1 protein-coding gene is annotated in these 426 nt (G+C 56.6%); it reads right to left on the minus strand.

What is annotated here, in order from left to right:
• A partial coding sequence (locus tag H7995_RS28220; RefSeq protein ID WP_342345345.1) for an immunoglobulin-like domain-containing protein occupies positions 1 to 426 on the minus strand: 426 nt, incomplete at both ends.

The following is a 426-nucleotide window of genomic DNA, read 5'->3' on the forward strand; positions in this document are numbered from 1 at the left end:
GGTGGCGTTGTCGACACCCACTTCGATGATTTGACCGTCTTTGTAGACGTCATCACCCTGAGCTTTCAGCTCGTAAGGCGTGCTGGTGGTGCCAGCCTTGATCACCACGGTATCGCCGTTGCTCAAGGTGACGGTCAGGTCTTGCTTAAGAACCTGATCGACTTTCACCGTGAACTTCGGTGCAGCGTTTTCCAGTACGTCGCCTTCGCTTTTGATGGTGACGGTGATCTTGTCGCCTTCGTTGGCTGGGTCTTTTGGATCGCCCGAGCCTGGCTCATCGGTGACCTTGGTGGTCAGCGAAGTGTCGCCCAGGGTCAGTTTCTCGAAGTTGTTCGAGGAGACCGACTCCAGCTTGTTGACGATCGCATCCTGACCGCCAGTGAAGATGTCGTCCTTGGCGGTGACCACAGCAGAACCGGTGGTGCC

The sequence above is a fragment of the Pseudomonas kielensis genome, assembly GCF_014236655.1.
GTDB classification, from domain to species: domain Bacteria; phylum Pseudomonadota; class Gammaproteobacteria; order Pseudomonadales; family Pseudomonadaceae; genus Aquipseudomonas; species Aquipseudomonas kielensis.